23 protein-coding genes are annotated in these 25,682 nt (G+C 75.8%); 7 read left to right on the top strand and 16 right to left on the bottom strand.

All coding sequences use genetic code 11. The annotated features are described in order from the left end of the window. Window positions 1-4 precede the first annotated feature (4 nt). From rpe to def, 4 genes are read right to left on the bottom strand one after another with little or no spacing between them, the layout of a single operon-like run. A complete protein-coding gene (rpe, locus tag BUE29_RS12595) occupies window positions 5-691 on the bottom strand; it encodes a ribulose-phosphate 3-epimerase (protein ID WP_073390672.1) in 687 nt (228 codons plus the stop codon). 9 nt (window positions 692-700) lie between these two features. Further along, on the bottom strand, window positions 701-2,137 hold the full coding sequence (locus BUE29_RS12590; protein WP_073390671.1) for an RsmB/NOP family class I SAM-dependent RNA methyltransferase: 1,437 nt from the start codon (window positions 2,135-2,137) through the stop codon (window positions 701-703). Then, window positions 2,130-3,056 (bottom strand): methionyl-tRNA formyltransferase, encoded by a 927-nt coding sequence (gene fmt, locus BUE29_RS12585; RefSeq protein ID WP_073390670.1) that lies wholly within the window; start codon window positions 3,054-3,056, stop codon window positions 2,130-2,132. Before fmt ends, BUE29_RS12590 begins: the two co-directional genes overlap by 8 nt. A 4-nt stretch (window positions 3,057-3,060) precedes the next feature. Then, entirely contained in the window at window positions 3,061-3,615 is a 555-nt protein-coding gene (gene def, locus BUE29_RS12580) for a peptide deformylase (RefSeq protein ID WP_073390669.1), read from the bottom strand. Between the two features lie 80 nt (window positions 3,616-3,695). Here def and BUE29_RS12575 point away from each other — a divergent pair, with 80 nt between their 5' ends. Next, window positions 3,696-5,546, top strand: a complete 1,851-nt coding sequence (locus BUE29_RS12575; RefSeq protein WP_073390668.1) for an MFS transporter — start codon at window positions 3,696-3,698, stop codon at window positions 5,544-5,546. 6 nt (window positions 5,547-5,552) lie between these two features. On the opposite strand, the gene BUE29_RS12570 is transcribed toward BUE29_RS12575, so the two are convergent. Together BUE29_RS12570 and BUE29_RS12565 are read right to left on the bottom strand one after the other, a co-directional pair. After that, window positions 5,553-6,488: a TIGR03564 family F420-dependent LLM class oxidoreductase gene (locus BUE29_RS12570; protein WP_073390667.1), complete on the bottom strand. Its 936-nt coding sequence runs from the start codon at window positions 6,486-6,488 to the stop codon at window positions 5,553-5,555. 72 nt (window positions 6,489-6,560) lie between these two features. Continuing rightward, window positions 6,561-8,468 carry a primosomal protein N' gene (locus BUE29_RS12565; protein WP_234971431.1) on the bottom strand — a complete coding sequence of 636 codons (1,908 nt, stop codon included), beginning with the start codon at window positions 8,466-8,468 and terminating at the stop codon, window positions 6,561-6,563. A 146-nt stretch (window positions 8,469-8,614) separates the two neighbouring features. Between BUE29_RS12565 and BUE29_RS12560 the strand changes: the two genes are divergently transcribed. Next, entirely contained in the window at window positions 8,615-9,025 is a 411-nt protein-coding gene (locus BUE29_RS12560) for a hypothetical protein (RefSeq protein ID WP_143168159.1), read from the top strand. Here BUE29_RS12560 and BUE29_RS22520 read toward each other — a convergent pair. The 5 genes from BUE29_RS22520 to rpoZ form a co-directional block, all read right to left on the bottom strand. Next, window positions 8,986-9,159 (bottom strand): hypothetical protein, encoded by a 174-nt coding sequence (locus BUE29_RS22520; RefSeq protein WP_159440870.1) that lies wholly within the window; start codon window positions 9,157-9,159, stop codon window positions 8,986-8,988. The genes BUE29_RS12560 and BUE29_RS22520 overlap by 40 nt on opposite strands. Before the next feature lie 33 nt (window positions 9,160-9,192). After that, a complete protein-coding gene (locus tag BUE29_RS12555; RefSeq protein ID WP_073390665.1) occupies window positions 9,193-9,996 on the bottom strand; it encodes a GAF domain-containing protein in 804 nt (267 codons plus the stop codon). 165 nt (window positions 9,997-10,161) lie between these two features. After that, window positions 10,162-11,355 carry a methionine adenosyltransferase gene (metK, locus tag BUE29_RS12550; protein ID WP_073390664.1) on the bottom strand — a complete coding sequence of 398 codons (1,194 nt, stop codon included), beginning with the start codon at window positions 11,353-11,355 and terminating at the stop codon, window positions 10,162-10,164. Between the two features lie 70 nt (window positions 11,356-11,425). Next, a complete protein-coding gene (gene coaBC / locus BUE29_RS12545; protein ID WP_073390663.1) occupies window positions 11,426-12,676 on the bottom strand; it encodes a bifunctional phosphopantothenoylcysteine decarboxylase/phosphopantothenate--cysteine ligase CoaBC in 1,251 nt (416 codons plus the stop codon). 98 nt (window positions 12,677-12,774) lie between these two features. Continuing rightward, on the bottom strand, window positions 12,775-13,080 hold the full coding sequence (gene rpoZ, locus BUE29_RS12540) for a DNA-directed RNA polymerase subunit omega (RefSeq protein WP_073390662.1): 306 nt from the start codon (window positions 13,078-13,080) through the stop codon (window positions 12,775-12,777). Window positions 13,081-13,231: 151 nt separating this feature from the next. Here rpoZ and BUE29_RS12535 point away from each other — a divergent pair, with 151 nt between their 5' ends. Further along, complete coding sequence (locus tag BUE29_RS12535; protein WP_073390661.1) at window positions 13,232-14,626, top strand: serine/threonine-protein kinase; 1,395 nt, start codon at window positions 13,232-13,234, stop codon at window positions 14,624-14,626. Here BUE29_RS12535 and BUE29_RS12530 read toward each other — a convergent pair. Further along, window positions 14,605-15,921, bottom strand: a complete 1,317-nt coding sequence (locus BUE29_RS12530; protein ID WP_073390660.1) for a relaxase family protein — start codon at window positions 15,919-15,921, stop codon at window positions 14,605-14,607. The two genes, BUE29_RS12535 and BUE29_RS12530, sit on opposite strands and share 22 nt — an antisense overlap. A 191-nt stretch (window positions 15,922-16,112) precedes the next feature. On the opposite strand from BUE29_RS12530, the gene BUE29_RS12525 reads away from it, so the two are divergent. From BUE29_RS12525 to BUE29_RS12515, 3 genes are read left to right on the top strand one after another with little or no spacing between them, the layout of a single operon-like run. Then, a complete protein-coding gene (locus BUE29_RS12525) occupies window positions 16,113-17,639 on the top strand; it encodes a Re/Si-specific NAD(P)(+) transhydrogenase subunit alpha (protein ID WP_073390659.1) in 1,527 nt (508 codons plus the stop codon). Then, window positions 17,636-19,093, top strand: coding sequence for a Re/Si-specific NAD(P)(+) transhydrogenase subunit beta (gene pntB / locus BUE29_RS12520; protein ID WP_073390658.1), 1,458 nt, complete (start codon window positions 17,636-17,638; stop codon window positions 19,091-19,093). The genes BUE29_RS12525 and pntB overlap by 4 nt, the downstream gene beginning before the upstream one ends. Window positions 19,094-19,144: 51 nt before the next feature. After that, entirely contained in the window at window positions 19,145-20,617 is a 1,473-nt protein-coding gene (locus BUE29_RS12515) for a glycosyltransferase family 39 protein (protein ID WP_073390657.1), read from the top strand. An 86-nt stretch (window positions 20,618-20,703) separates the two neighbouring features. On the opposite strand, the gene gmk is transcribed toward BUE29_RS12515, so the two are convergent. From gmk to BUE29_RS12495, 4 genes are all read right to left on the bottom strand, one after another. Further along, a complete protein-coding gene (gene gmk / locus BUE29_RS12510) occupies window positions 20,704-21,288 on the bottom strand; it encodes a guanylate kinase (RefSeq protein WP_073390656.1) in 585 nt (194 codons plus the stop codon). Between the two features lie 52 nt (window positions 21,289-21,340). Beyond that, window positions 21,341-22,009: a class F sortase gene (locus BUE29_RS12505; protein WP_073390655.1), complete on the bottom strand. Its 669-nt coding sequence runs from the start codon at window positions 22,007-22,009 to the stop codon at window positions 21,341-21,343. Window positions 22,010-22,049: 40 nt separating this feature from the next. Further along, window positions 22,050-22,958: a DUF4397 domain-containing protein gene (locus BUE29_RS12500; protein WP_073390654.1), complete on the bottom strand. Its 909-nt coding sequence runs from the start codon at window positions 22,956-22,958 to the stop codon at window positions 22,050-22,052. Window positions 22,959-23,119: 161 nt separating this feature from the next. Continuing rightward, entirely contained in the window at window positions 23,120-24,412 is a 1,293-nt protein-coding gene (locus BUE29_RS12495; RefSeq protein ID WP_073390653.1) for a hypothetical protein, read from the bottom strand. 314 nt (window positions 24,413-24,726) lie between these two features. On the opposite strand from BUE29_RS12495, the gene BUE29_RS12490 reads away from it, so the two are divergent. Further along, window positions 24,727-25,671, top strand: coding sequence for an aldo/keto reductase (locus BUE29_RS12490; RefSeq protein WP_073390652.1), 945 nt, complete (start codon window positions 24,727-24,729; stop codon window positions 25,669-25,671). Window positions 25,672-25,682: the final 11 nt, after the last annotated feature.

The raw sequence follows: 25,682 nt of genomic DNA, 5'->3' as shown, positions 1-25,682 counted from the left end.
TGCCTCACTGCACGGTCATCGCGGCGCGCGCCTGCGTCCGCAGCGCCTCGACCGCCCGCCCCGGGTCGTCGGCACCGAAGACCGCCGACCCCGCGACGAACACGTCGGCACCGGCCTCGGCGGCGGCCTCGATGGTGTCGGGCGCGATGCCGCCGTCGACCTCGACGAACAGCCGCAGGTGCCCGGCGCGCACGTGCTCGCGGGCGAGCCGGACCTTGGGCAGGACGTCGGGCAGGAACGCCTGGCCGCCGAAACCCGGCTCGACGGTCATCACGAGCAGGGTGTCGAACTCGCGCAGCACCTCGAGGTAGGGGTCGAGCGGGGTGCCGGGCTTGACCGACAGGCCGGCCAGCGCGCCGGCGGCCCGGATCGCCCGCGCCGTCTGCACGGCGTCGGCCGCCGCCTCGACGTGGAAGGTCACGTTGCTGGCCCCCGCCTCGGCGTAGCCCGGCGCCCAGCGGTCCGGGTCGTCGATCATCAGGTGGCAGTCCAGCGGGATCCCCGTGGCGCGGTGCAGGCTCGTCACCACCGGCAGGCCGAGGGTCAGGTTCGGCACGAAGTGGTTGTCCATGACGTCGACGTGCAGCCAGTCGGCCGTGCCGACGGACTCGGCGGCGTCGGCGAGGCGTGCGAAGTCCGCCGACAGGATGCTCGGCGCGATCATGGGCTCGGCGCCACCTGCTGCGGGCATGAGCCGATCCTAGGAGGCGCGCAGCAGGGCACAGAACATCGCGTCGGTGCCGTGCCGGTGCGGCCACAGCTGCACGGTCGGGCCGGCACCCAGGTCGGGCACGTCGGGGAAGAAGGGTCGCGCGTCGAGCAGCTCGTGCTCGGCGGCGAACGCGGCGACGACCGCGCTGGTCTCGGCCGGGTGGGGCGAGCAGGTCACGTACGCCACCACCCCGCCGGGTCTGGTGACACGCAGCGCCGCCGCCAGCAGCGCGCGCTGCAGCGCGGCGAGCTCGGCGACGTCGTCGCCGCGGCGCCGCCAGCGGGCCTCGGGACGCCGGCGCAGCGCGCCGAGACCGGTGCACGGCGCGTCGACGAGCACCCGGTCGTACCCGGGGACGCCGTCGGGCGGGGCGAGCTCGCGGGCGTCGCCCACCGTGACGGTCACGCCCCACGGCTCGGTGACGCGACGGACGAGCTGCGCGCGGTGCTCGCGCCGCTCGTTGGCGTGCAGCTGCGCTCCCCGGCCGGCGGCCACCGCCGCGAGCAGCGCCGCCTTGCCTCCCGGCCCGGCGCAGGCGTCGAGCCACCGCTCGTCCGGGCCGTCGACGGGCGCGGCGGCGAGGGCCAGCGCGCACAGCTGGCTGCCCTCGTCCTGCACCCCGGCGCGCCGTTCCCGGACCGCCGGCAGCCGGCCGGGGTCGCCGGCGGCGAGCCGGACCGCGTACGGCGAGTACGGCCCGACGCTGCCGTGCACGGCGCCGTCGTCGGCGACGAGCAGCTCGGTCCGCTCGCTGCGCCCGGGCCAGGCGACCAGGTGGGTGACGGGGCGCTCGTCGTCGGCCGCGAGGGCGGCGGCGGTCTCGGTGAGCGGTCCCCCGGCGTCCTCGCCGAGCGCGGCGGCGAACGCGCCCGCGATCCACTCGGGGTGGGCGGTGCGGACGGCGAGCGCCGCCAGCGGCTCGACACCGGCGGCGAGCTCGTCGGTCCAGCCCGGCCAGTCCCGGTCGGTCACCCGGCGCAGGACCGCGTTGACGAAGCCGCCGGCGCGCCCGGACCCCGCGGCGTGCGCGAGGTCGACGGTGGTGGCGACCGCGGCGTGGGGCGGGATGCGGGTGCGCAGCGCCTGGTAGGCGCCGAGGCGCAGGATGTCGAGCACCACCGGCTCGACGTCGGCGAGGTCGCGGTCGATGCAGCGGGCGAGCACGCCGTCGACGGTGCCGAGGCTGCGCAGCGTCCCGTAGCCGAGCTCGGTGGCGAGGGCGGCGTCCCGCCCGGTCAGCCCGCGCTCGGTGATGAGCCGCGGCAGGACGAGGTTGGCGTAGGCGTCCTGCTCGGCGACGGCCCGCAGCAGGTCGAGCGCGACGAGCCGGGCCGGGTCGACGGGCGCCCGCCGCCGCTCGGGTCGGGTGGGTCGCGCGGGTCGGCCCGCCGCACGGCGGCCGGGGCGGGAGGTGCGCTCAGCCAAGCCGTTCGCCGTCCTCGATCCGTGCGCCCCGGGCCCAGTCGGCGGCCGGCATCGGCCGCTTGCCCGGCGGCTGGACCGTGCCGAGCGCGACGTCCAGGCTGCCGGTCCCGGCGAGGACGGTGTCGCGGGCGACCCGCAGCTCCCCGGGGGCGAGGTCGTGCCCGGCCCGCACGCCGACCGCGCCGAGCTTGAGCCGCTCGCCGCGGAACGTCGTCCACGCGCCCGGGGCCGGCCAGCAGGCCCGGGTCAGCCGCTCGACGTGGCGGCCGGGCTGCGTCCAGTCGAGCTCGGCGTCCGCGACGGTGATCTTCGGGGCGAACGAGACGCCCTCGCCGGGCTGCGGGACGGGGACGAGGCTGCCGTCGGCCAGCCCGTCCATCGTGGCGAGCATCAGCCCGGCGCCGCCGGCGGCGAGGCGGTCGAGCAGGTCACCGGCCGTGTCGCCGGGGCGCACGGTCTCGGTCAGCACGCCGAAGACCGGGCCGGTGTCGAGCCCCGCCTCGATCAGGAACGTCGACGCGCCGGTGACGTCGTCCCCGTGCAGCAGCGCGTGCTGGACGGGCGCGGCGCCGCGCCAGGCCGGCAGCAGCGAGAAGTGCAGGTTCACCCATCCCAACCGGGGCACGGTCAGCGCCGGCGGCGGCAGCAGCGCGCCGTAGGCGACGACCGGGCAGCAGTCGGGCTCGAGCTCGGCGAGCCGCGCGAGGAAGTCGGGGTCGCCGGCGCGGGCCGGCGCGAGCACGGGCAGACCCGCCTCGGCGGCGAGCCGGGCGACCGGTGACTCGGCCGTGCGCCGGCCCCGGCCGGCACGGGCAGGCGGCCGCGTGACGACGGCGACGACCTCGTGCCGCGGCGAGTCGACCAGGGCACGCAGCGTCGGCACGGCCGGCGCGGGAGTGCCGGCGAAGACGAGCCGCATCCGGCTACCGGGCCCGGCCGAGCGTGGGGTGCGGGCTGACCTTGACCGTCGGGGCCGCCTCGCCGTTCCACTCGGCCTCGCGGATCGCCCGCATGGCCGCCTTGCGCGTCTCGCCGTCGAGCCGGTCGACGAACAGCACGCCGTCGAGGTGGTCGGTCTCGTGCTGGATGGCCCGCGAGAGCATGGCGCTGCCCTCGACGGTGATCGGGTCGCCGTACATGTTCTGGCCGTGCGCGATCACGTGCTCGCGCCGGACGCAGTCGAACTGCAGCCCGGGGATCGACAGGCAGCCCTCGGGACCGTCCTGCTCCTCGTCGTTCGGGAAGTGCAGGACCGGGTTCACGAGATGACCGGTGCCGCCGCCGTCGCGGATGTGGTACGTGAACACCCGCAGCCCGACGCCGATCTGCGGCGCCGCGAGGCCCTGCCCCGGCGCGTCCATCATCGTCTCGGTGAGGTCGGCGACGAGCGTGCGCAGCTCCTTGTCGAAGTCGGTGACGACGTCGGCCGGGGTGCGCAGGACCGGGTCCCCGAACAGGCGGATGGGTTGCACGGTCACGTGACCGATAGTACCGAGCGGGCCGGTGGCCCCGGCCGTCCCCAGATAGTTAGGATGGCTAACGAACGAAAGGGAGGCCCGTGCCCCGATCCATCGCCACCGCCGCGTCGAGCGCCACCGCCGACGACCCCACCGCCCGCCGCGCGTCCCACGACCGCCGGGTCGCGCTCTCGGTCACCACCGTCGGCATCCTCGCCGCGACGCTGAACTCGTCGATCCTGCTGATCTCGCTCCCGGCGATCTTCCGCGGCCTCGGCCTCGATCCCCTCGCCCCGCAGAACATCTCCTACCTGCTGTGGATGCTGATGGGCTTCCTGCTCGTCACCGCCGTCCTCGTGGTGACGTTCGGCCGGCTCGGCGACCAGTACGGCCGCGCCAAGCTGTTCAACCTCGGCTTCCTGATCTTCACCGTCGGCTCGATCGGCTGCGCGCTCGTGCCCAACAGCGGTGGCGCCGGGGCACTGGAGATCATCGTGTGGCGCGTCGTCCAGGGCGTCGGCGGCGCCATGCTGATGGCGAACTCGACGGCGATCATCACCGACGCCTTCCCGCCCGCCCGGCGCGGCTTCGCCCTCGGCGTCAACCAGGTCGCCGCCCTCGCCGGGTCCTTCCTCGGCCTCGTCATCGGCGGCGTGCTCTCGGAGTGGGACTGGCGCGCGGTGTTCTGGGTGTCGGTCCCCGTCGGCGTCTGGGGCACCTGGATGGGGTACCGCACGCTGCACGACAAGCCGCGTGACACGTCGCGCCGGGTCGTCATCGACTGGTGGGGCAACCTGGCTTTCGGTATCGGGTTGATCGCACTGCTCGTCGGCGTCACCTACGGGCTGCAGCCCTACGGCGGTCACACGATGGGCTGGACGTCGCCCTTCGTGCTGACGTGCGTCGGCGCGGGTGTCGTCCTGCTCGTCGCGTTCGTGATGATCGAGAACCGCGTCGCCGACCCGATGATCAACATGCGGTTGTTCCGGGTGCGGGCGTTCGCGGCCGGGCAGGCGGTGAACCTGCTCGCGTCCATGTCGCGCGGCGGGCTGCAGTTCATGCTCATCATCTGGCTGCAGGGCATCTGGCTGCCGCTGCACGGCTACGCCTTCGAGGACACGCCGCTGTGGGCGGGCATCTACATGGTCCCGCTGACGCTCGGCTTCCTCGTCGCCGGGCCGGCGTCCGGCGCGCTCAGCGACCGCTTCGGCGCGCGGGCGTTCGCGACCGGCGGGCTGCTGCTGACCGCGGCCACCTTCCTGGGACTGATCCTGCTGCCGGCGAACTTCAACTACGTGCTCTTCGCCGGGCTGATCGCGCTCAACGGCATCGGCATGGGGCTGATGGCGGCCCCGAACTCGGCCGCGATCATGAACGCCGTCCCCGCGGCACAGCGGGGCGCGGCCTCCGGCATCCGGGCCACCGGCATGAACGCCGGCATGGTGCTCTCGATGGGCGGGTTCTTCACGCTCATGGCCGTCGGGCTGGCGAGCCGGCTGCCGCAGGCCATGCACAGCGGGCTGGTGCAGGCCGGCGTCGACCCGGCGCAGGCAACGGCGGCGTCGCACGCCTCCCCGGTCGGCATCCTGTTCGCCGCTTTCCTCGGCGGCAACCCGATCCAGGAACTCGTGCCGCACGCGAGCCCGGCTGTCGCCGGCCGCATCGACAGCGGGTCCTTCTTCCCGAACCTGATCGCCGACCCGTTCCGGCACGGCCTCACCATCGCCTTCACCGCGTCGATCGTGATGCTGCTGATCGCCGCGGGCGCGTCGCTGCTGCGGGGCAAGAAATTCGTCCACGAGGACGCGGACGGCGCCGACGCGGTCGACGCACTCGCCGGCGAGTCGGTCGGCGAGGCGGTGGCACGCGAGGGCGCGGCCCTCGCCGTCCCGGCCGCACCGGGCGAGGACGTCGCCTACGAGGCCGCCGTCGCGGGCCGCGCCCGGGACTGACCCGGCTCAGCCCAGCGCGCCGGCGGCCCGCCAGGTCGCGACGCGAGCGGCGTCGCCGGCCAGCCCGGTCTGCGTCAGCACGATCTCGGTGGCACCGGCGTCGAGGTAGGAGCGGACGGCGCGGGCCAGCGTCCGCTCGTCCCCGATCACCGCGAGCTCGGCGGCGTGCGCGACGCCCTCGCGGTCGAGCACGGCGCGGTAGGACGGGATCGTGTCGTAGAACGACAGCTGCTCGCGGGCCAGCGCCCGGGCGGCGTCGACATCGGCGGTCACCACGGCCGCCAGCGCGACCACCACGCGGGGCGCGCCGCGGCCCGCCGACTGCGCGGCGGCCGCGATGCGCGGCACCAGGTAGCTCTCCAGCGTGCGCGGCCCGGCCAGGAACGGCAGCGTGCCGTCGGCCCGCTCCCCCGCGGCCTGCAGCGCCTGCGGCCCCATCGCCGCCACGAGGACCGGCACCGGATCGGCGCCGACCACCCGCGCCGACCGTGGCGGTCGGGCGGTGACGGTCTCGCCGACGTGGTCGACGGTCCCGGTGGCGAAGACGTCGTGCAGGACGTCGAGGTACTCGCGCAGGTGCGCGATCGGCCGCTGCGGTGCCGATCCGTACGCCGCCGTGACCAGGGCCGGCGCACCCAACCCGATCCCGAGGACGAAGCGCCCGGCCGAGGCCGCCTGCGCGGTCTGCGCCTGCCCGGCCACCACGAGCGGATGCCGGTGCGGCACCGGCACCACCGACGTCCCCACCTGCAGGCCGGGAACGGCGTGGCCGACGACGGCGGCCAGCGTCAGCGCGTCGGTGTCGAAGCGCTGCGAGAGCCACACGGCGGCCAGGCCGGCGTCGCGGGCCTCCCGGGCCAGCGCGACGGTCTCGGTGACGATGTTGTCGGCGCTCTCGGCGCCGGCGGGCAGCGCGACACCGATGCGGGCGTTCTCGGTCATGGCGCGGACAACGTGGCCCGCTTCCCGACTATTCCGCTGGGCAAGATGTCAACGTAGCGGACGCGGGTGCGATCAGCCGAGCTCGGCGGGATCCAGGGCGATGCGGACGGGGTCGGCGCCGCGGCGGGCGGACCGACCGGCGGCGGCGGTCTTCAACGCCCGCGCCAGCTCGGCGCCCTCGCCCCGACGCACCCGGACGAGCACCCGCTCGGTGTCGGCGTCGACGGGGACGGGCCCCACCACCTGCGCCGAGGCCGGCAGCTCGGCGGCCGCGACGAGCTCGGCCACCGCGGCGGGGGTGCCGCTGAGCGCGGCCATCCGCGCGGCGGGCGGGAAGCCCAGCTCGGCCCGCTCGGCGAGCTCGCGGGCGGCGAAGCCCCGGGGATCCCACCTGACCAGGGCCTGTACGGCCGGGATGCCGGCGTCGGCGCCGACGACGACCGGCCCGCCTGGCCGCACGAGCGAGGCGGCGTTGACCCAGCGGCGCAGCGCCTCCTCGGCGGCGCGCAGGTCCGGGCGCGAGAGCAGCGCCCACCCGTCGAGCAGCAGGACCGCGCCGTACCCGCCCTCGCAGCGCGGCTCGGCCCCGGGCGTGGCGACGACGACGGCGGCCTCGGAGTCGACCTCGGCGAGCACCCGGTCGCCGCCGGACGTCCGCACGGGGACGCCGGGGAACGCGCGGCCGAGCTCCTCGGCGGTGCGCGCCGACCCCACGACCGATGCCCGCAGCGCCCGGCCGCCACAGGTCGGGCACGACCAGTCCGCCGCCGGCCGGCCGCACCAGCGGCACGCCGGCACCTCGGCCTGGGAGCGCGCGGCGAGCGGCCCGGCGCAGACCGCACACCGGGCCGGGGTGCGGTCGCGGGCGCACGCCAGCGAGGGGACGTAGCCGCCACGCGGGACCTGCACCAGGACGGGTCGTCCCGCCGCCAGCGCTTCGCGCGTGGTGCGCCACGCCAGGCTGGGCAGCCGCGCGGCGGCCGCGGCGGGGTCGCGGGCGACCTCGACGTCGTCGCCGGTCGGGCGCACCCGCGGGGCCGCCGCCCGCAGCACGGTCCGTTCGGCGACGACCTCGTGCGCCCAGCCGCTCTCGACGAGCAGCTGCGCCTCGGCGGTGCGCGCCTGGCCGCCGACCAGCAGGGCGGCTCCGGTGAGCGACGAGCGCAACGCCAGGACGTCGCGCGCGTGCGGGTAGGGGGCACGCGGCTCGGCGTGCAGGTCGTCGCCGTCGTCCCAGATCGCGAGCAGGCCGGGCTCGGTGACCGGCGCGTACGCGGCGGCGCGGGTGCCGACGGCGACACGGACCACGCCACGGCGTACCGCCAGCCAGCGGCGGTACCGCTCGGCCGGCCCGAGGTCGGCGGCCAGCGCGACGTGCCGACCGGTGCCGAGCGCGGCGGTGAGCGCGGCGTCGAGGCGGGCGAGGTCGCGGGCGTCGGGGACGACGACGACCGCGCCGCGACCCGCGTCGTGGGCGACCCGGACGGCCTCGGCGAGGCGCTGCGCCCAGTCGTCGTCGGGCAACGCCGTCCAGACCGCCCGCGCCGCGCGGCCGTCGGCCACGGCGGTGAGGAAGGCCGGCCCCGCCCGGTACCGGTCGAACCCCGTCGGGGGCGCCTCGGGCAGCTCGCCCGGGTCCTTCGGGGCCGACGTCTCGGCCCGGGCGTGGCGCGAGGGCACCCCGAGGCGCACCACGTCCACGAAGTCACCGGCCCACCGGTCGGCGACGGCGCGGAACAGCGCCGTCGTCTCGGCGGTGAGGACCGGCTCCTCGCCCACCGCGCGCTCGACGTAGGCCAGGTCGCCGACGTGCTCGCTGCGCTCGTCGCGGGCCAGCACGTAGGCGTCGACCAGGCGACCGGCGAAGCGCACGCGCACGCGGGAGCCGGCGGCGACCACGCCGTCCAGTTCCGTGGGGACGAGGTAGTCGAAGGGGCGGTCGAGGTGCGGCAGCGCGACGTCGACCAGCAGGTGCGCCACGGGCCGCGACGGTGCCGGTTGCCGCCCCGCCCTGGGCGGTGCGGGTCGGCGGCTGGTCACGCGAACGTTCCTATCAGCACGAGACGACGGATTCACCGCGAGCGGAGTGCGGTCGGGCGTCGGGGGCGGCGGTCACCGTGCGCGGCGTGGACGACGAGCGAGCGGTCGGTGTCGTGACCCGCTTCTGGGAGGCGCTCGACGCGATGGCGTGGGACGCCGCCGGCGCCGAGCTGCGGGCGGACATCGTGGTCGGGCTCCCCGATTCGGGCCGGGTGCTGACCACGCGTGAGCAGGTGGTGGCGTTCAACGCGGGATATCCCGGGCGGTCCCGGTGCGCCGTGCGCCGGACGCTCGGGCGGGCCGGCCCGGTGGCGGCCGAGACCGAGGTCGTCAACGACCGGCTCGGTCGGTTCCGGTGTGCCGGGTTCTCCGAGGTGGACGACGGCGTGATCGTCGCGGCCGACGAGTGCTGGGTCGGGCCGTCGGACGCGACCTGGCGGCGTCCGCCGCGGCGCCGTCAGGCAGGGCGGGCGTATCGCAGCCGCTGCGCCACGTAGCGGCGGGCCTCGCGCTTGGCCTCCTGGCGCGAACGGATGAAGTACGTGGCCGGGTCGGCGACCATGTCGTCGACCTGCCGGTCGGCGGGCGACGGCGTCACGGCCACGCTGACCCAGCTCGGTTCGGTGCTCATCGCGTTGCTCCTTCGGCGTCGTCGTGGAGAAGTCTACCGGCGGGGGGTGCGCGACGGCGGGTCGTCGGCGTCGGCGTCGGCCGACGCGCGGCTGACCGCGAGGATGTGGGCCAGCACGACCAGGATCGGCCGGTCGCGCCCCGGGTCGAGGTCCCCCGCGGTCAGCGAGTCGACGGTGAGCATGCCCCACGCCCGCCCGGCCGCGCGGACCGGCACGGCCAGGAACGTGCGATAGGTGTGGGGATGCCCCTCGGCCCAGCCCGGCGGCGGGGCGGCCTCGGTGTCGGCGCAGAAGGCGACGCCGTCGTCGGCGATCATCGCCAGGGCGAGGTCGCCGCGCACGGTGCCCGCGGTGAACACCGAGTGCGGTTCGTCCGGCCGGCCGGCGTGCACCCCGCTCCAGCGCAGCTCCCGACCGCCGTCGGCGAGCAGGAACACGCACGAGCGCACGCCGAGGTCGGGACCTATCGCGTAGGACGCGGCGTAGGCGACCGATCGGGTCACCTGGGCGCGGATGAGTCGCCGGGCGGTCTCGGTGCGGGCCTCGGCCAGCTTGACCAGCAGCCCGAGCAGGGGCGCGAACGCGTTCGACGCCGCGTTGACGGTGACCGTGCGGGTCTCGTCGGCGATGCTCTTGGCCGCCCGCTCCCGGCGTTGCTGCGCGACGAGTTGGACGACCGCGAGCACCGCGGCCGCGCCGACGAGCAGTGCCTGCCCGATGCCGTGGCTCGCCCCGCCGAGCGCGCCGAGGACGACGATGGCCGCCGCGCTCGCGTAGTTGACCGCCGTCCAGCCGCGCGGGCCCAGCCGGAGCCGGGAGCGCGGCGGGCTGGTCATGCCGTGTTCCTACCAGCGTCCGCCGACAGTTCCGCCGCCCTGCCCGGTGATCACGGGAGAGGGACCGCGGGACACCGGGACGCCGGGACGCAGGCGCCGGGCGCCGGAACGCACGAACGCCGGGCGACCCTACGGGCCACCCGGCGTTCCGGCGTGCGCTGAGTACTACCCGTTGGCGAGCTTGGCGAGCTGCTCGGCGCGGTCGGTGCGCTCCCAGGTGAAGTCGGCGTCCTCACGGCCGAAGTGGCCGTAGGCGGCGGTCTTGGCGTAGATCGGCCGCTTGAGGTCGAGGTCGCGGATGATCGCGGCCGGGCGCAGGTCGAACGTCTGCGTGATGGCCTCGGCGATCTTCTCCGGCGCGACGGTCTCGGTGCCGAAGGTCTCGATGAACAGGCCCACCGGCTCGGCCTTGCCGATCGCGTACGCGACCTGCACCTCGCAGCGCGACGCGAGCTTGGCCGCGACGACGTTCTTGGCGACCCAGCGCATGGCGTAGGCGGCCGAACGGTCGACCTTCGACGGGTCCTTGCCGGAGAAGGCGCCGCCACCGTGGCGGGCCATGCCGCCGTAGGTGTCGACGATGATCTTGCGACCGGTCAGGCCGGCGTCGCCCATCGGGCCGCCGATGACGAAGCGGCCGGTGGGGTTGACCAAGAGCCGGTAGTTCTCGGTGTCGATGTCGAGCGCCGACACGATGGGGCGGATGACGTGCTCCTCGATGTCGGGCTTGAGGAGGGTGTCGAGGTCGATGTCGTCGGCGTGCTGCGTCGAGAGGACGACGGTGTCCAGGCGGGCCGGCTTCCCGTCGATGTACTCGATGGTGACCTGGGTCTTGCCGTCGGGGCGCAGGTAGGGCACGGTCCCGTTCTTGCGGACCTCGGTGAGCCGCTCGGACAGGCGGTGCGCCAGCCAGATCGGCAGCGGCATGAGCTCGGGGGTCTCGTCGCTGGCGTAGCCGAACATCAGGCCCTGGTCACCGGCGCCTTGCGAGGCGATCTCGTCCTCCGAGGCCTCGACGCGCTTCTCGTAGGCCGTGTCGACGCCCTGCGCGATGTCGGCCGACTGCGCGCCGATCGAGATGCTGACACCGCACGACTCGCCGTCGAAGCCCTTGCGCGAGGAGTCGTAGCCGATCTCGATGATGCGGTCACGGACCAGCTTGGGGATGTCGGCCCAGGCCGAGGTGGTGACCTCGCCGGCGACGTGGACCTGACCGGTCATGATCAGCGTCTCGACGGCCACGCGGCTGGCCGGGTCCTCGGCGAGCAGGGCATCGAGGATGGAGTCGCTGATCTGGTCGGCGATCTTGTCCGGGTGTCCTTCGGTGACGGACTCGGAGGTGAAAAGGCGACGAGACACTGAAGCTCCGCGGTGTAGGGACGAATGGATTCCGCGGAAGTCTAACGAACTAGGCGGGAAGCGCTCCGCATCACTCGCCCCGCTGTGGCGCCGGTGACCCGTGCGACGGGTGCGACTTGGCGAGCAGGGCGCCCGCCGCGTCCCACACCGCCGCGGCCAGGACGTGCTTCGGCGCGCGCTCGAGGACCCGCTCGCTGCCGTCCCGACCGAGGATCACCCCGGCGTTGTCGGGCTGGCCGAAGGCCATCCCGGGGCCCACCGCGTTGACCACGAGCAGGTCGCAGCCCTTGCGGGCGAGCTTGGCGCGGCCGTGGTCGAGGACGGTCGCGGTGTCGTCGCCGGTCTCGGCGGCGAATCCGACAAGGACGGCCCCCGGGCGGCGCGCGGCGACGAGCTCGGCGAGGACGTCGGGGTTCTCGGTCAGCGGGACGGGCGCCGGCGCCGTCCCGTCCTTCTTGATCTTGTGCGCGGCGGTGTCGGCGGGCCGGAAGTCGGCGACGGCGGCGGCCATGACGACGACGTCGGCGTCGGCCGCGGCGCGGTGGACGGCGTCGCGCAGCTCGACGGCGCTGACGACCCGCACGACGTCGACACCCGCGGGGTCGGGGAGCTCGGCGTTCGCGGCGACCAGGGTCACCCGCGCGCCGCGGGCGGCGGCCACGGCGGCGAGGGCGAAGCCCTGGCGGCCCGACGAGGCGTTGCCGAGGAAGCGGACCGGGTCGAGGGCCTCGCGGGTGCCGCCCGCGCTCACCACGACGTGCCGGTCGGCGAGATCGCGCTCGAGCGCGTCACCGCGGTGCAGCAGCAGCTGCGCGAGCTGGGCGATCCCTGCCGGCTCGGGCAGCCGACCCTTGCCGGTGTCGGCCCCGGTGAGGCGTCCGGTCGCGGGGTCGAGCACGATCGCGCCGCGTCGGCGCAGCGTGGCGACGTTGTCGACCGTCGCGGGGTGCTCCCACATCTCGGTGTGCATCGCCGGGACGAACAGCACCGGACATCGCGCGGTCAGCAGGGTGTTGGTGAGCAGGTCGTCGGCCAGGCCGTGCGCGGCCCGCGCGAGCAGGTCGGCGGTGGCGGGCGCCACGACCACGAGGTCGGCCTCCCGGCCGAGCCGGACGTGCGGCACCTCGTCGGCGTCGGTCCAGACGTCGGCCGCGACGGGGTGGTGCGACAGGGCGGCCCACGTCGGGGCGCCGACGAACTGCAGCGCGGCCGCGGTGGGGACCACGCGGACGTCGTGGCCGGCCTCCACCAGCTTGCGCAGCAGGTCGGCGACCTTGTACGCGGCGATCCCGCCCCCGACGCCCAGCACCACGTGGCTCACGAGGCCATTGTGACCGATCGCCGTCCGGAGACGTCCCGGTGCCGTCCCGCCGTCACGCACCAGGACACGCGCGGCGCAGGAAGATCCGCCGGGGTGGGTCAGCCCGTCTCTTCGCCCGTGGCCTCGGGCGCGGCGCCGACGACGGCGGGCTCGGCCGGGTCGGAGGGCTTGAACTCGATGAGGTCGGTGTTGATCTCGCGCATGGCGATCGACAGCGGCTTCTCCTGCGGCGCGGTCTCGACCAGCGGGCCGACGTACTCGAGCAGGCCCTCGCCGAGCTGGCTGTAGTAGGCGTTGATCTGACGCGCCCGCTTGGCGGCGATGATCACCAGCGCGTACTTCGACTGCGCGCGCTCGAGCAGCTCGTCGATGGGCGGGTTGGTGATGCCTTCGGGTGAGGACACGACTCAGCTCTCTGTAGCGACTACTGGGAGTTCCGCGGGCCCGGACCGCGGTGGGCGGTCGACGGATCCGACGTCCCAGGGTAGCAATTCCCGGGCCGATCCGCCGTCGGACGCCGCCGCGCGCCGGGGCGCGACCGTCGATAATGGCGCGGTGACCGACGTGATCGCGGGCCGTTTCGCCCTGTGCGACCCCATCGCGCGCGGTGGCAGCGGCACGGTCTGGCGGGCCTACGACCGCAAGCGGCAGCAGTTCTGCGCTGCGAAGGTGCTGCGCCGCCGCGACGCCGGCGACCTGCTGCGCTTCGTGCGCGAGCAGTCGGTGCGCATGTCGCACGCACACGTGCTCACGCCGTACTCGTGGGCCGCCGAGGACGCGTACGTCGTCATCGCCAGCGAGCTCGTCGACGGCGGGTCGCTCAGCGGCCTGCTCCACGACTGCGGCCCGCTGGGCGAGGGAACCGTGGCGGTCGTGCTCGACCAGCTGCTCGTGGCGCTCGCGGAGGTCCATCGGGCGGGGCTCGTCCACCGCGACGTGAAACCGGCGAACCTGCTGCTGCGCGCGACCGGCACCGGGCCGCTGCAGGTCATGCTCTCGGACTTCGGACTGGCCATCGGCGCCCAGGACGCGCACCTGACGCAGGCGGGGATGATCGTGGGGACGCCGGGCTACGTGGCGCCGGAGCTGCTGCGCGGCGGGGTGGCCCCCGACCCGCGGCACGACCTCTACGCCGCCGGGCGTGTCGCGGCCGCCCTCGCCGCCGGCGTCGAGCCGGCCGGGCTCGGCGTCCCCACCGACCTGTCCCCCTTCCCGCCCGGCCCGCTGCGGACGGCCGTCGCCGCGCTCGGGGCGCTCGACGCGCGGGCCCGGCCGCGGTCCGCCGGCGAGGCCCGGGCCCTGCTGGCGGGCGCGCCGCGGGACCCCGCGCCGCGTACCCGTGCCGGCACCCCGATCGACGTCCCGCACCGGCTGCCGCCGCTCACCGCGACGGCGCTGCGCGAGAGCGGCGCCGACGGCACCGACGGCACCGGCAGCCGCGGGACCGCCGCCCACGCCGAGGTCACGGCATCGGCGACGCCACCCACGGTCGTGGCGGCGGGGCCGGCCACGCTCGTCCCCGCCGGCGGCACGACCCCGGCGCTGGGGACGGCGCCCGCCACCGGCGACACCCGCAGCGCCGTCGGGGAGGCCCCCACCACGACCCGGCTCCCCGGCGCGGCCCGGCGCGGCCCGACCCGACCGCTGCGGGCGCGGGGGCGCGGCGCCCGCCGGAGCGCGCTGGTGGCGGCCGCGGGCCTGCTCGTGGCCGCCGCCGTGGCCGTCCCCACCGCGCTCGTGGTCGGGACGACCGACGCGGACCCTGCGCGGAGCACGCCCCCGGTCAGCACCCCGGCGCGCACCACGGGCGGCAGCTACGTCCCGCCGGCGGTGACGGTCAACGAGGTGTGCACGTTCACCGACGAGGGGGACGTCCGCACCACCGGTGACGGCGTGCGGGTCCGGTGCGCACGCCAGGCCGACGGCGGCTACGTGTGGGCGCGCGCCTGATGCGCTCGACGCCGGCGCAGCAGCAGCACCAGCAGGACGACCGCGACCAGGCCCGCGCCGACGCCGGCCACGCCCGCGACGAGCACGCCGTGGGCGGTGACGCCGCCGCCGCGCTCCGCCCGCGGTGAGGCCGACGCCGTGGCCCCGCCCGTCGGCAGGTAGCCCGGCCCCCGCTGGGCCTGCCCCACGACCTGCACCTGCAGCGTGTACGGGAACCGGGCACCGCCGGTCCCGTCCTCGGGGCGGTCGACGGCGAGCTCGAGGAACCAGTCCCCCGCCACCGCGCAACCCACCACGCCGTCGTCGTCCGACGCGCGGTTCGCGTACCGCACCGGCGCCGGGGTCGAGCCGGCGAGCGCGGCGTCGGCGTAGCCGACCGACGTGGTGGCCGAGCCGGTGCCGGAGGCGTCGACGGCCGCCCGGACCGGGTTGCGCACGGTCAGCTCGACGTCCAGCGCGTCCGCGTACTCGACGCCGGCCCGCGCCGGCGCGGTCAGCGAGAACGCCAGCCGCTGCCCCCACCCGAGCCGGACCCGCACGATCCGCACGTCGCCGGCCGCGAGCGAGTCGCGGTAGATCCCGGTGGGGACGAGCGGCGCGGTGTCGAACCCGGCGCCCGAGCGCAGGACGGTGGGGCGGCCGGCGAGCCCCGGACGCACCGGCGCCGCCGTCGCGGCGGCACCCGGCTGACCCGTCGCGTCCACCGCCGGCTCGAGGCGGTAGGCGAGCTCGACCCGCAGCGGGTCGGCGAGCGCGTACGGCCCCGAGCGCGCGACCTTGACGACGACGGTGCCGGCCGGGCAGCCGTCCTCGCGGCCGGTGGCGTCGTCCGGCGTGGCGACCGCGGTCACCTCGGCCAACCGGTCGTCGATCGCGTCGTCGCCCTGCTCGTCCTGCGCGCAGTCCTGGTCGTCGCCGGGCGCGCGCAGCGAGACCTCGACGCCGAGCCGCTCGCTCCCCGGCCGGACGGTCGGTCCCGGGGCGATCGTCGCCGCGACGTAGGGCGTCTCGCCCCGGCGCAGCGTGATCGCGTAGTAGCGCACGCTGCCCGAGCCGGTGACGTCGTCCGTGCCCCGGGCGAGGGTGTCGACGTGGCGGCCCGGGGTGAGCGGCGCCGCGGCGCCCGCGTCGTCGCCGCCGGTGATCGGCGAGCCGCCGGGCGTGAACACCTGGGCCGCCGCCACGCCGGCCGCCGCCCCGGCCGCCGCGCTCGCTGCTGCCGTGGGCGCGGCGGGAGCGGCGAGCGCCAGCGGCACCAGCAGGGCCGCGGCGCCGAGCGCCGCGCGACGTTTCACGCCCCGATCCTCGCGTGCGCGGCGCTGCCCGCACAGGCCGGGCGGCCGCCGACGTCCCCCGCGACGCCTGTCGCGGCCGGTCGCGCCCGGTTCGCGCTACCGTGCCCCGCGGGTGACCGGCTTCACGCGACCGCGCGGGCAGGCCTTCGGGTTGGCTAGGTTTCGCCCAGCGTCGAGACGGGAGTGCACTGGTGCTGATCGGGGTCATCAAGGAGTCACAGGCCGGCGAGACACGTGTCGCCGCGACCCCCAAGACGGTCGAGCAGCTGCGCGGGCTCGGCTACGACGTCGTCGTCGAGGCCGGCGCGGGGCTCGCCGCGAGCATCGCCGACGACGCCTTCGCCGCCGCCGGCGCGACGATCGGTGCGACCGAGGACGTCTGGCACGCCGACGTCGTGTTCGCCGTCAACGCCCCCACCGACGACGAGATCGCCCGGCTGCGCGACGGCGCCACCGTCGTCGGCCTGCTGAGTCCGGCGCTGCGCCCGGAGCTCGTCGACGCGCTCGCCGCCCGTCCGATCACCGCGCTGGCGATGGACGCCGTCCCCCGCATCTCGCGCGCCCAGTCGCTGGACGTGCTGAGCTCGATGGCCAACATCGCCGGCTACCGCGCGGTGGTCGAGGCCGCGCACGTCTTCGGCCGCTTCTTCACCGGCCAGGTCACCGCCGCGGGCAAGGTGCCGCCGGCGAAGGTGCTGGTCGCCGGCGCCGGTGTCGCCGGGCTGGCCGCGATCGGTGCGGCCAGCAGCCTCGGCGCGATCGTCCGCGCGACCGACCCGCGCCCCGAGGTCGCCGACCAGGTGCGCTCGCTCGGCGGCGAGTTCCTGGCCGTCGACGTCGAGCAGGAGCAGAGCGGCACCGGGTACGCCAGTGCGACCAGCGAGGACTACGACCGCCGCGCCGCCGAGATCTACCGCGAGCAGGCGGCCGACGTCGACATCATCGTCACCACCGCGCTGATCCCCGGCCGGCCCGCGCCCACGCTCGTCACCGCCGAGGACGTCGCCGCGATGAAGCCGGGCAGCGTGATCGTCGACATGGCCGCGGCACAGGGCGGCAACGTCGCCGGGTCGCGGGCCGGCGAGGTCGTCGTCACCGACAACCAGGTGACGATCATCGGCTACACCGATCTCGCCGGCCGGCTGCCGACGCAGGCCTCGCAGCTCTACGGCACCAACCTCGTCAACCTGATGAAGCTGCTGACGCCCGGGAAGGACGGCCGACTCGTCCTGGATCTCGACGACGTCGTGCAGCGCGGGATCACCGTCGTGCACGGCGGCGAGAGGATGTGGCCACCACCCCCGGTCCAGGTGTCCGCCGCGCCCGCGCCGGCACCGGCCGCGCCCGCCCCGGCCGCCGAGCCGAAGCAGCCGATCACCGTCGCGCGAAAGCTGACCCTCGTCGGCATCGGCGTGCTCGCGCTGTTCCTCGTCAACGCCTTCGCGCCCGACCCGCTGCCGCAGCACTTCACGGTGCTGGTGCTCGCGGTGGTCGTCGGCTACTACGTCATCGGCAAGGTGCACCACGCGCTGCACACGCCGCTGATGTCGGTGACCAACGCGATCAGCGGCATCATCGTGATCGGCGCCATGCTGCAGATCGAACAGCACTACGTGGTGATCCGGACGCTCGCGTTCGTCGCGATCCTGCTCGCGTCCATCAACGTCTTCGGCGGATTCGCCGTGACCCGCCGGATGCTGGGGATGTTCAGCAAATGACCGCGCAGAGCATCGCCACCGCGGCCTACATCGTCGCCTTCCTGCTGTTCATCATGAGCCTGGCCGGGCTGTCGAAGCACGAGTCGTCGCGGCTCGGCGTGGTGTACGGCATCGCCGGCATGGTCATCGCGCTGGCCGCGACCGTCGGCGTCGCGACCAAGGACGCCGAGGCCGTCGCCGTCGTGCTGCTCGTCGTCGCCGTGCTCATCGGCGGCGCCGTCGGGCTGTGGCGGGCGCGGATCGTCGAGATGACCGGCATGCCCGAGCTCATCGCGCTGCTGCACAGCTTCGTCGGTCTCGCCGCCGTGCTCGTCGGCTGGAACGGCTACTACGAGACCGAGGGCGGGCACGGCGACGTCACTGCGAAGGGTGCCCTCGTCATCGGCAACTACGCAGGACTGCAGGATCAGCTCGACGACGCGAACACGCTGCTGCACATCCACCACGCCGAGGTGTTCATCGGCATCTTCATCGGCGGCGTCACCTTCACCGGCTCGATCGTCGCCAACCTCAAGCTCTCGGCCCGGATCAAGTCCGCACCGCTGATGCTGCCGGGCAAGAACGTGATCAACCTCGGCGCGCTCGCCGCGTTCGCCGCGCTGACGATCTGGTTCGTGGCCGCGCCGAACTTCGGCCTGCTCGTCGCGGTGACCGTGCTGGCCCTCGCGCTGGGCTGGCACCTCGTCGCGTCCATCGGCGGCGGTGACATGCCCGTCGTCGTGTCCATGCTCAACAGCTACTCGGGCTGGGCGGCCGCGGCGTCGGGCTTCCTGCTGGACAACGACCTGCTCATCGTCACCGGCGCGCTCGTCGGCTCGTCCGGTGCCTACCTCAGCTACATCATGTGCCAGGCGATGAACCGATCGTTCATCTCGGTGATCGCCGGCGGTTTCGGCATCGAGGCCGCGCCGGGCACCGAGACCGACTACGGCGAGCATCGCGAGATCAGCGCCGAGGACACCGCCGAACTGCTCAAGGACGCGTCGTCGGTGATCATCACCCCGGGGTACGGCATGGCGGTCGCGCAGGCGCAGTACCCGGTCGCGGACCTGACGCGGCGGCTGCGCGAGCGCGGTGTCGACGTCCGCTTCGGCATCCATCCCGTCGCCGGGCGGCTGCCGGGTCACATGAACGTGCTGCTCGCCGAGGCCAAGGTGCCCTACGACATCGTCCTCGAGATGGACGAGGTCAACGACGACTTCGCCGACACGTCCGTCGTGCTGGTCATCGGGGCCAACGACACGGTGAACCCCGCCGCGGCCGAGGACCCCACGTCGCCCATCGCCGGCATGCCCGTGCTGCGGGTGTGGGAGGCACAGCACGTCGTCGTGTTCAAACGCTCGATGGCCGCGGGGTACGCCGGCGTGCAGAACCCGCTCTTCTTCCGTGACAACAGCCAGATGCTCTTCGGCGACGCGAAGGCAAGGGTCGAGGACATCCTGCGCGCGCTCTGACGCGTCCGCCGCACCCTGGCCGCGACGGCGCCGTCCGGTCATGATGACGGGATGACGGGGAGGGTCGCCGGCCGCCGGCCGCCCGCGTGGCGCCTGCTCGGCGGGGTCGCCGCGCTGTTCCTCGTCGTGCTGCTGGTGGCGGCCGCGGGCTACGGCTACCACCGCGACGAGCTCTACTTCCGGCTGATCGGCGGGCATCCGGCGTTCGGCTACGTCGACCAGCCCCCGCTCGTGCCCCTGCTCGATCACGCGGTCGACGCCGTCAGCGGGCACTCGCTGGTGTGGTTGCGGGTGCCGGCCGCGCTCGCCGGGGCGCTCGTCGTGCTCGTGACCGGGCTGCTGGCCGCCGAGTTCGGCGCGGAGCCGGCGGCGCAGGGGCTCGCCGCCGCATGCGCGGGCGTGGCCGCGATCGTCGTGTCCGCGGCGCACCTCGCCACCACCACGGTGTTCGACCTGCTGGCGTGGGCGGTGCTGAGCTGGCTCGTGGTGCGGGCGCTGCGCGACGACGGCCCGACGTGGTCGTTCGTCGGCATCGCCGCGGGGGTGTCGCTGCAGATCAAGACGTTGCCGGTGTTCCTGCTCTTCGCGCTCGCCGTCGGCGTGCTGGTCGCCGGGCCGCGACGGGTCTTCGCCTCACGGTGGCTGTGGGCGGGCGCGGCGATCGCGCTGGCGCTGTGGGCACCGAATCTCGTGTGGCAGGCCACGCACGGTTGGCCCCAGCTGCGGCTGTCGAGTTCGATCGCCGCCGGCGACTCCGGCAGCAGCGAGCCGAGGATCGCGTTCGTGCCCTTCCAACTGGTGCTCGTCAGCCCGCTGCTGGTGCCGGTGTGGGTGACCGGGCTCGTGCGGCTGTGGCGCGATCCCCGGCTCGCGACCTGGCGTGCGCTGGCCGTCGCGTACCCGCTGCTCGCCGTCGTGTTCCTGGCCGTCGGCGGGAAGCCCTACTACCTGTGCGGGCTGTACCCCGTGCTGCTGGCCGCGGGCTGCGAGCCGACGCTGCGGTGGGCACGTCGCGCACGGTCGCGGGGGGCGCTGCTGGTGGCCGCGGTCGCGCTGTCGGCGGCCGTCTCGGCGGTGCTGATGCTGCCCGTGGTCCCGGTCGGGACGCTGCCGTCGACCCCGGTCGTCGCCGTGAACTACGACGCGGGCGAGACGGTGGGGTGGCCGCGTCTCGCCGCGACCGTCGCCGGCGTGCTCGATGCGCAGCCCGGACGTCCCGTCGTCCTCGCGGCCAACTACGGGGAGGCCGGTGCGCTTGCGCGCTACCGGCCGCGGGTCCCGGTCTACAGCGGCCACAACAGCCTGTGGGACCTCGGCCCGCCGCCGGCGGACACGACCGCGGCCGTCGTCGTCGGCTACCGCGCAGCGACGCTGCGGGGCTGGTTCGCGTCGTGTCGCCGCGCGGCGACGGTCGACGACGGTGTCGACCTCGACAACGACGAGCAGGACGGGCCGGTGTTCGTGTGCACCGGCCCGCGGGACGGGTGGACGGGGTTGTGGCCGCGGCTGCGGCGGTTGGGCTGAGCCGCGGCTGCGGCGGTTGGGCTGAGCCGCGGCTGCGGCGGTTGGGCTGAGCCGCGGCTGCGGCGCCCGTCGATCACCAGGTCGGGTCAGCCGGGCGGGTCCTCGCTGGGGCCGATGACGAGCGCGGCGACCGCGGCGGCCGCGTCGGTGACGTCGTGGTTGACGACGACGTGGTCGAACTCGCTGGCCGCCGCCATCTCGACCTCCGCGCGGTCGAGCCGGCGTGCCATGTCGGCGGCGGACTCGGTGCCGCGCCCGGAGAGCCGCTCGGCGAGCTCGCGCGCCGACGGCGGGGCGAGGAAGACGAAGCGGGCCTCGGGCATCGCCGCACGCACCTGCCGCGCGCCCTCCAGCTCGATCTCGAGCAGCGTGGGGACGCCCTCGGCGAGGTGGTCGACGACGGCGCCGCGCGGCGTCCCGTAGCGATTGCCCGCGAACTCGGCGTGCTCGAGCAACTCCCCGGCGGTGGCCATCCGCTCGAACTCGGCCCGGTCGACGAAGCGGTAGGAGACCCCGTCGATCTCCCCCGGCCGCGGCGAGCGCGTCGTGCAGGACACCGACACCCAGACATGGGGGACGAGTTGGCGCAGCTCGGCGACGACCGTGCCCTTCCCGACGCCGGACGGCCCGCTGAGCACCGTGAGACGGGCCGGTTGCCATCCCTCGTTCATTTCGCGCAACCTACCGCAGGCCGACGCGGCCGGCGCGACCCGGCGGGCGGTGCTAGCCGGCGCGGCGGACGCGCAGCACCGCCGACACCACCAGGTTGTCGAGGTAGCTGCGGCGGGCGCGGTCGAAGTCGCCGGTGCAGGTGATGAGTCGGAGGACGGGCTGCGCGACCGGGCCGTACACGGCCGCGCTGGGGAAGTCCGATTTCGGATAGCGGCGCACGTCGGTCACGACGAAGTGGCGGACGGCACCGGCGGTGTCGCGGACCGCGACGTCGTCGCCGATCCGCACCTCGCGCAGCGCGAAGAACACCGCCGGCCCGGTCCGCGAGTCGACGTGGCCGGCGATGACGGCGGGGCCGAGCGCGCCGGGGCGGATCCCGCCGGCGTACCACCCGGCCCGGGCGAACTGCCGCGGCGCGCGCAGCCGACCGCGGGCGTCGAGGCCGAGGCGTTCGAGATCGCTCGAGATCCCCACCCGCGCCACCGCGACGTGCACCGGCTCGCCCGGCCCGGTGGCCGGGGCGCGGGTGTCGACCGGGACCTGCAGCACGGGCGAGGCGGGGGCGGCACCCATCGGCCCTCGCGTCGCCGTCGCCGTACCGACGACTCCCGCGGCGCGGCCCGTCCCGGCTCCCCCGCCGTCGCCACTTCCGGCGCCGACGGCGAGGACGGTGGCGGCCGCGGCAAGCACGGCGGCGCCGGCGGCGAGCAGCAGCGACACGCGCCGTCCGCGTCGTTGCCCTCGGGTCGCCGCGCGGCGCCTAGGCACCGCGCCCGGCGCCACGATCACGGCCCGTCCGGCCGGGGCTGCACCGCCGGCGGCGCCGCCACGTCCCGGCCGACGCGGCGGCGAGGAGGACGGCCAGCCCGCCGAGCACCCCGGCGAGGGGCCCGAGCGTGGCGGCGGGACCGCCGGCCCCCAGGCGGGCCGTCCCGCCCGCCCCGGCCGGCACCGCGTCGCGCGGGACGACCCCGGCGGACGCGGCGTCCAGGACGGTGCGGACGGTGATGCCGGTGGTCTTGGCGTCCAGCAGCAGGATCGAGGTCACCTGCCCGCTGCGCACCACGACGGGCCCGCTGGCGCTCGCGGTCGAGCCCGACGTGCCCCGGGCGCGCACCGTCCACCGGCCCGCCGGCAGCGTCGCGTAACCGGTCACCGTGGCGAAGCGGGCGCTGCGGCTGATCACCTGCCCGTCGGTGGCCTCGACGTCCGCGACCGGGACGCGGCTCGCCGCCTGCACCACCCGGACCCGCCCCCGGCCGGCCGGCGGCGTCGACAGGTCGTCGCGCACCACCACGCCGCGGACCGCGGTGCCCGCCCCCACCCCCGCCACCGTGTACGCGTCGTGCGGCCGGGCGTGCAGGGTCCACGTGAGCATCGGCGGCGACGTCGGCGACGCACCCGCCGCGCGCATCGCCACGGTGTAGACGCCCGGCGTCAGCGGCTGGTAGGCGGTGACCGCCCCGTAGCGGACGTGGCTGAGCCACAGTGTCGTCGGCGGCCTCCTGCCGTCGAAGCGACCGAGGTAGACGTCCACGCCCGGCGTGGTCGGCGAGAAGTGGGCGGCCCGGATCGTCGCGTCCGCGGCCGGCGCCGCCGCCGCGGCGGACGGTGCGGTGCCGCTCGCGACGACCACCGTCGCGAGCGGGACGGCGCCGGCGGCGACCACGACCGCGAGGACGCGGCCCCCGCGACCACGGCCCCGCGGGGCGCGTGACCGGGGCCGGCGGTACCGGTGTGCTGTGCTGCCGATCATGGCGGACCTCGCTCTCGACGGACGGGACGACGCTCGCGTCCCGGTGGCTGGTGACGCTGCGGCGGCGGTGCCGCTCATCCGCCCACGACCCCGGCCGGTGCCAGCGCCGGTGACCACACCAGGCGGAAGGCGCGGGTGCCGATCGCGTCGACCGAGCCGGGGCGGTAGGGCGGCGGCAGGGCGGCGAGCGCCGCCTGCACCGCGGCGGGGTCGGCGGTGGTGACGACCAGCGATCGGACGGGCGCACCGGCCCGCGCCTCCGCCGCCGACTGGCGGGGAGCGCCGACCTGCACCGTGCCGGTGGTCACGAGCGTGCTGAGGACGGTCTCGGCACGCAGGTCGACGTGCCCGGCGCGCAGCGCGGTGCGGGCGGCCGGGTCCGGCGCCACGCCGCTGTTGCGCAGCAGCTCGCGACCGCCGTCGCGCTGGGCGCTGCCGGCCCGGACGAGGCGCGACCGCGCGGCGGCCGCGCCGTCCGGTGCCACCTCGCGGACCGACGACGGCGCGCTCGCCGGACCGAAGACGGCCAGCGGCAGCGAGGCCGCGACGAGCGCGCGGCGCTGCGGGTCGGCCGGCGTCACGCCCGCGACGTCGATCACGTAGTCGACGGCGCGCCCACCCGGCTGGCCCGGCGCGGTCCCGGCCGGCCGGGACCCGCGCACCGGCCAGCCCACCACGGCGGTGAACCCGGCACGGCGCAGCGCGGCCGCGGTGACGTCGTCGGTGGCGACGACCGCCTCGCGGGCGAGCGCCGCCCGCGCCCAGCCGAGCGCGGCCGTCCGGCCGGCTGCGCTCACCCCCGTCGCCGGCGCCGGTGGCCTCGCGGTGCCCGGTGGCTTCGCGGTGCCCGGTGGCTTCGCCGCCGTCGCCGGTGGCTTCGCCGCACCGGGTCCGGTGCCGTCGTCCCCGGTGCCCGTCAGCGCGTGCAGCAGGATCGGCACCCCGACGGCGAGGGCGAGCACGCCGAGACCGATGCCCACCGCCCAGCGGCGACGCCGGGTGCGCGGGCCGGCCGGCCGGCCGGGTGGCGCCACCCGCGTCGCGGACGGTGACGGGCGTCGTGCCGGGACGGGCGGTACCGGTCGGCCGGGACCCGGTCGCGGCCGACCGCGGGCCTGGGTTGGCGCTGCGAGCAGGGCCGGCGGCGGTGGCGACGGCTGTCGCGGCGACGGCCGGACGGGTCCGCCCTCCCCCTCGGCCGAGCCGCGCTCGTCGAGCCCCGGGTTGGCGGCGAAGGTCACGGTGTAGCGCCGCCGGGTGCGGACCTCCGGCCCGCGCCGGACCACCGACGCGACGACGTAGGACGGCGCCGGCGGGTCCTCGTGCGCCGGCGGCGGCGCCGCACCGTCGCGTCCGGTCGCGGTCACGTGCCCTCGCCCCGCACGCCACCGGCCGTCGCGCGGCGGCGCACGTCCGACCCGTCGTTCACGCAGCGCCCCCCGGCACGTCCGAGGGTGGCGCCGGCAGTGTTGGCCGTGGCACGTGCCCCGGTACACCCGAGGACCTTAGGAGCCTGTCGCGGCGCTCGGCAACGAGTACGACGAGGCACATCGCCGTGGCAATCGCCGGTCACTCACGCGGACACCGCGCACGCCGTCGGCCAGGGCTACGGCGGCCAGCGGTGGGCGCCGACGACGGACCCGATGTCAGCCGGCCCGGCCGGGCGGGGAAGGCTGACGACATGGACTTTCGTCATCTCGGGAACTCAGGGCTCGTCGTCTCCGCGGTGGGGCTCGGCACCAACAACCTCGGCATGAAGCTGGACATGGCCGCCAGCCGCGAGGTCGTCCACGCCGCGCTCGACGAGGGCATCACGCTCTTCGACACCGCCGACTCCTACGGCGCGTCCGAGGAACGGCTCGGCGAGATCCTCGAGGGCAGGCGCGACGACATCGTCCTCGCCACCAAGTTCGGCAGCGACTCACGCTCGCGCGGCAACGACAACGGCGAGGACTGGGGTGCGCGCGGGTCGCGCCGCTACGTCAAGCGAGCCGTCGAGTCGTCGCTGCGGCGACTGCGCACCGACTGGATCGACCTCTACCAGCTGCACCGTCCCGACGAGCGCACCCCGATCGAGGAGACGCTGTCGGCACTCGACGACCTCGTGCGCGAGGGAAAGGTCCGCTACCTCGGCTCGTCCAACTTCACCGGTTTCCAGATCGCCGACGCGGAGTGGACGGCGCGCGCCCGGGGGCTGGAGCGCTTCGTCAGCGCGCAGAACGAGTACAGCTGGCTCGAGCGCGATCTCGAGAAGGACGTCGTCCCGGCCCTGGAGCACTACGGGATCGGGCTGCTGCCCTACTTCCCGCTGGCCAGCGGGTTGCTGACCGGCAAGTACCGCCGCGGCGAGGCCGCCCCCGAGGGCAGCCGGATCCAGGCGTGGGGTCGCGAGTCGACCCTCACCGACGAGGTGTTCGACGTCGTCGAGGCCCTGGAGTCCTTCGCCGAGGAGCGCCACGTCACCCTGCTCGACGTCGCGATGGGCGGCCTGGCGGCACAGCCCGCGGTCGCCAGCGTCATCGCCGGGGCGACCTCGCGCGACCAGGTGGCCCGCAACGTCGCGGCCGGCAGCTGGCAGCCGTCCGCCGCCGACCTCGCCGAGCTGGACGACATCACGGCGCGCTGACCGCGACGCGA

Source organism: Jatrophihabitans endophyticus, from assembly GCF_900129455.1.
GTDB classification, from domain to species: domain Bacteria; phylum Actinomycetota; class Actinomycetes; order Mycobacteriales; family Jatrophihabitantaceae; genus Jatrophihabitans; species Jatrophihabitans endophyticus.
Note: the sequence above shows the minus strand (reverse complement) of the source record. Positions and strands in the feature narration are given on the sequence as shown.